The organism is Pedobacter sp. (assembly GCF_035566355.1).
Taxonomy (GTDB): Bacteria; Bacteroidota; Bacteroidia; order Sphingobacteriales; family Sphingobacteriaceae; genus Pedobacter.
Genome location: NZ_DATMRL010000361.1, coordinates 1 through 5,540, shown reverse-complemented (window position 1 = coordinate 5,540; position 5,540 = coordinate 1). Strand labels below are relative to the sequence as shown.

Sequence of the window (5,540 nt, the reverse complement as noted above, 5' to 3'; positions counted from 1 at the left end):
AAAAGTTACGTTCCACATCCATATAAACTGTATAATCATGTACAGTCAGATCGTAACTTCCATACAGATTCAGTTTATTTTTTTGGTAATTGAAGCTTGTCGAGCTACCATAGCGGGCCGATCTTCCCCGACCTCCATTTGCAGAAACACTACCATTAAAGCCTGAATTCACATTTTTTTTCAATATAATGTTCACAATCCCACCACTTCCGGAAGCATCATAACCTGCAGAAGGATTTGCAATAATTTCAATTTTGGAAACCGCTGAGGAGCTTGTTCCTCTGAGCAAAGTGGCCAGCTGGCTGCCAGACAAATAGGTAAGCTTCCCGTTAATCATTACAGATGTTCCTGCACGTCCTTTCAAAGAAACTTCTCCGTTTTCATTCACGCTTACACCAGGAGCTTTGGATAACAATTCCAAAGCAGTATTCCCTTCTGCCATCACACTTTTTTCTACGTTCATGACCGTTCGGTCCAGACGTTGTGAAATCAATGGTGGAGTTCCGCTAACAACAATCGTGTTTAACATTCGGGTGTCTGGCATTAAATGAAGTTCACCATAATGGTACTGTTTCTGAAATTCAGTCAGTTCGAAAACTTTCCCATAATAGGGGGCATATCCCATGTAGTGAACACAGATGAGATATTTCCCATTCGGTATATCTATTCCTTTAAAATAACCAAGAGAATCTGTCATCAGCGATTTTATTTTTACAGAATCGGCAACGCGTAAGACGACTACAGCGGCGGCGGGCAGCGATTGAGAATGTTCATCTAATACCCTACCGCTAATACCAGCAGATTGTGCAAAAACAACAGTCTGCAGCAGCAATAGTATTCCTGTTAGATAAATCTTCATAGAGATCCTTTTTTTGATTTTTTACGTTTCTTTCCCCACCAGATATAAAAGCCCGTAACAGGCAAGCTGGCGCAAACCAGACTACTGATGAAGTAAATAATCTTGCTGGTTAATCCTAGAGAAGCGCCTACATGTAATGAATAATTTAGTTTACGAACCTGATCCGCAAAGGAAAGTTCTCCAAGTCTTTTTCCGCTTCTGGCCGACAACTTCAGGGTAGCTGGTTCAAAATAAAGATCCCGCCAGAATCCGGAAAACATATCTGTACAGGCATAGATCAGTTCATCTGGTTTTTCCGGGATACTAACAATGACGTTATTTTTATTATGCAGGGCAATCTCATTCCGTACTTTGTACCATATTTTATCGGCAGAGACCAATGCCGGCTCCGCAGACAGAGTAAAAAGTTCTTTTTCAGGACGCTTTCGTGGTCCTCCATCACCTCCGGTTACCCAATACACACTCCTGGAAAACCAGGAGAAACTCATCACAAGTCCTGTTGCAGCCATTAATACAGCTATAAGCAGGACATAAAACCCAAGTACATTGTGCAAGTCGTAATTGATCCGCTTAAATTTTGCCTTCCATTTGATTTTAAAACTTTTATCACGATTACTCTTATTCCATTTTTTAGGCCACCATAAAATCAGGCCGCTGATGAGCAGGAAAAAAAATATAGTGGTAGCCCAACCCACAATGGGCTTACCTATTTTTCTTCCCAACATCAGGTTTCGGTGTAGCTCGTCTACTTCGTGGAAAAAATCTTCATGATCTTGAAAAGTTACTATTTCGGCAGTATAAGGATTCACAAATACGGTGGAATCAGAATCCATGGAAACGGCAACAGTTTTGTCCAGTCCATGGTACCACATGGAGCTGATTTCTTTTCCAGGAACAGCCTTTGACACCGCCCGGTGGATCACCGATGGTGGGAGCAGCTGATCCTCATCCTGTGCAGCCACCTTCAGATCACCATGTATCAAATCTTTGATTTCCTGTTCAAAAACCAGGATACAACCTGTTATACTGATAATGAAAACAACAATTCCGGAAGCAATTCCCAGCCATAAGTGCAGCCAGGCATTGATTTTACTAAATGTACCTTTTATGATCATGAATAATGAATTTCCAAGCAGGAATTTGATTCGTGCTAATTAATATTCCAGTTTGCTAAAGGCAGCTACATTTGTGATGCCTCTCAGACGTGCACCTTTCTTTGCTGTTGCAGTTGCTACATCAATCACATATACATAGAATTCTTTATTATCTTCCTGCATTACATAGTATGCCGTTTTACCATCCTTTTCAATATATATTTTGTTATTATAATCCGTTTGATCATGTACCGGAGCACCGCTTATTTCAGACACTGTTTTAGCTTCGGCATCAACAATGGCCAGTTTTACTTTACCGCCGCCTACACCACCAGTTTCGGTTGACGCGTAGAGTGTCATCAAGAATTTGGTTCCACTGATATAATTACCACGTGCAATTTTTCCTTTACCTAAAGCTTCCACATTAAAGAAATAACTTTTATCAAATTCATCCGTACCTTTCTTAACCCTAAGTATTCCAGATGGATTCTTTGGCACAAGCCCGTTTTCAGTTGTTCCCGAAGTGAACCAGGTATAAGCATCTCCATTAGCAAGAACACCAATTCCCTGCTGTGAACCCCAGTTACCAACAAAACTACCTCTGTCATCACTGATCTTTTTAACCAGTTTCAGGTCAGGATAACTTAAAATGGCAATGGTTGTTTTGTTGACCTCTGTAATATTACCACCCCAGTTGCCTTCACCTTCCGCAATTTGATAAGGGATATAAATTTTATCTCCGACCTGGAATAAGCCAGTCCAAATGGCCATCCGACCGTTGCCAGCCAATTCAGCAAGATTAATCGTCGCCTGGTTCTGGATTAGAAATGATTCTGCATTGTAATTCATCAGCGTGGCTACCGGATCAGTAAGACTGCGGTTCGTTGATCCGATAATCGTATTTTTAGTTCCGTAGTTACCAAATATTCCAGGACGTACAGCATTAACAGTTTTATTGTCAAAGCGGGTTAATTTTCCATTGGTTCCAAATCCATAAGGTGTAATTGGTCCCTGGTTGCTGTAAGTCAAACCAAAAACAAGGTTGTTCTGCACATTAAAATAGAATTCATTGGAAGGAATCCCTTTACCTACAATACTGATCTCACCACTGCTCACGTTCTCTGAGGATACCACATAACTACCCGCTCCGCCGCCTTCACCTGCAGCCTCACTGGTAACTACGAATACAAATTCCTTTTTCGTTTCCGCACCCGGCTTAGCAATTTCGGGCTCCTGAATATCCTTGTTTTTACTGCAGGACATCAGTCCAATACCAAAAAAGCCCACTAACAAAAATACCTTTACTAGATTTTGCGATTGTTTCATTTTTATTTTATTTGATTTTTAAAGTTTATGAAGCTACCCCAAGCCTTTCGCTATTTGTAAGCTGGCTTTGGATGGTTCATCCTATTCATTTGCGAGATTATTTTATTACGATTTTTTAATAAAGTACCGGAGCTTCAGGTTAAAACTTCTGCTGGGTTTTTGTAAAGCAAAGTTGTCATAACGGGTAACATCGGTCAGATTAAGGCACTCAAAAGCAATATTGTACTTGCCTGAGGCCATCGTATATACCACATTGACATCATGAGAAAGCTGCTGAGGGATAATATACCGCTGTTCATTACCACCAAAAGCTTCCCAGTTTAACGAAAATTGGTGAACATAGAGCAAATTATATCCTATACTCAGCATATCCCCTTTTTTATGTAGATTATTGAAATAAATATTGGCATCCGCATTTCCATAGAGGTAAGGAACGTTCGGCAACCGGTCTTTATAAATATCACTTTCCAATGATTTACCTGGTTCAACTTTATTCGTGTTGATTAAGTTCTGATAAGTCATATTACCGCCCAGGGAAATGAGATTCTTATAATAATACCTGACATTGGCATCTACACTATTGTTGGTTACACTTCTCAGATTTTCGAAGTGAAAATCGCGTCTGCCGCTCGGCTGCAGATCTCCTACCATTGCACGGATATAATCTTTGGCGTATCGGTATACATAGTTTGCATCTATACTGATCCGGTGCGAATTGTTTAGTTTTACAAAATAGGAAAGTCCAAGGTTAATGTTGTCACTGCTTTCAGGTCTTAGATTGGGATTATCTGATTGATTAATCAAATCACCAAAAAGCTCATTACTACCTGGCAAACGATAGGCTTTCTCATAAGATAATTTTAACTGAAGGTCCGTTTGAAGAAAATAGGTAGCCGCTAGCCCATATCCCATTTTATTGACTACAATCGTTCTTATCGGATCCGTTTCGCCCACTACATTTTGTGAAATAGCCTTCTGATAATAATGCTTCACAAATAAGTTCGTATTCCATTTTTCAGTCAGTGCCATTCGGTAGCCCAAACCTGTAACATACTTACGTGTCGTTTTTGGGTATTTGTTTTCCTTAAGATCGGGCTGAATTGCATCTACTCCCTTTCTATTGAAAGTTGAAAACTGATGGTTTAACATCAGGCCATGTTTATCCGAGATATCATAAGTTGCATTGGCTGATACTAAGCCAATATTGTTTTTATACTTAAAATCCGTATAGGTCGCTTCACCACCAGGCGCATTCTCTTTATTCTTGGGTGTACTCTCTCCAAGCCAGTTAAAGAGACGCGGTACTGTGTCAATACTTCTTTCCTCTCCAAAATTAAAACGACCATTCAGGCTAACATTAAGCCCCTCAACAAACAGGTTCTTTTTCAAATATTTAATACCAGGCTGCACAATTTTACCCCTGGTTTCCCGTGCACCGTAAACATCCTGCATGTCGTTACCAGTTTGTATTTCGGCACGGTTATTACCTAAAGTAATCCCCATTAATAACTGATCAGCATATTTTTTATGAGATACTCCAATATTCGCAACAAGGGTTTCATTGTGATAATTGTCGTGAAAACGTCTGACACGTTGGTTTACAAGTCTCTTTGTTATTGGATCAGGCACTTGTATATTGACTTTATAATTATTATCAGAATAATTCTGAAAAGCATTCAATTGTAAAGTCAATCCCGATTGATCAATATATCCTGCGTTGATATTCGTTTTGTGGGTATTGAATGATCCAAAAGAATAGGAAGCATCCAAATATTTTCCCGCTTCTGTTTTAGTTACAATATTTACTGCACCACCCAATGCGTCTCCACCCAGCCAGACAGGTACTACCCCACGATATACTTCTACTCTGTCGGCAAAATTTATAGGAATGTTATTCAATTGAAAAGACGAGCCAAAATTATCCATTGGCAAGCCGTCAAGAAACATTTTCACCTGATTTCCGGAAAATCCATTTAAAGAAAAACTCATGTTAGACCCCACACCACCTGATTCCCTCAGCCGCACACCAGACACCCTGTTTAGAGCTTGTCCGATATCCATAGTGGTATTGTAGAGCTTTTTAGCATCAATAGCTGTTACATTGTAGGCTTGTTGATTAACCTGTTTATGTTTACTTAAGCCAGTAATGGAAATTTCATCGATAGACCGGCTATCTGGTTCCAATTGGAAATTCTCATGGAATCTCCCCTCTGCGGAGAGCGTAACGTTTTTTATAATTTCTTTAAACCCAAGGGCAGATA

The 5,540-nt window shown here is 39.9% G+C and carries 4 protein-coding genes; all 4 read right to left on the bottom strand.

Going from position 1 to position 5,540, the window contains the following annotated elements; translation table 11 throughout:
* Positions 1 to 859 (bottom strand): carboxypeptidase regulatory-like domain-containing protein (locus VNZ46_RS13805; protein WP_325560672.1); only part of this gene is annotated, 859 nt, incomplete at its 3' end.
* On the bottom strand, positions 856 to 1,974 hold the full coding sequence (locus VNZ46_RS13800; protein WP_325560671.1) for a PepSY-associated TM helix domain-containing protein: 1,119 nt from the start codon (positions 1,972 to 1,974) through the stop codon (positions 856 to 858). The genes VNZ46_RS13805 and VNZ46_RS13800, both read right to left, overlap by 4 nt.
* Positions 1,975 to 2,013: 39 nt before the next feature.
* Complete coding sequence (locus tag VNZ46_RS13795) at positions 2,014 to 3,279, bottom strand: DUF4374 domain-containing protein (protein WP_325560670.1); 1,266 nt, start codon at positions 3,277 to 3,279, stop codon at positions 2,014 to 2,016.
* Between the two features lie 105 nt (positions 3,280 to 3,384).
* On the bottom strand, positions 3,385 to 5,540 hold a 2,156-nt coding region (locus tag VNZ46_RS13790; protein WP_325560669.1), incomplete at its 5' end, for a TonB-dependent receptor plug domain-containing protein.

Coding starts and splice junctions, on each gene's coding strand:
- VNZ46_RS13800 (WP_325560671.1), bottom strand. CDS start 1,974: ATGATCATAAAAGGTACATTTAGTAAAATCAATGCCTGGCTGCACTTA.
- VNZ46_RS13795 (WP_325560670.1), bottom strand. CDS start 3,279: ATGAAACAATCGCAAAATCTAGTAAAGGTATTTTTGTTAGTGGGCTTT.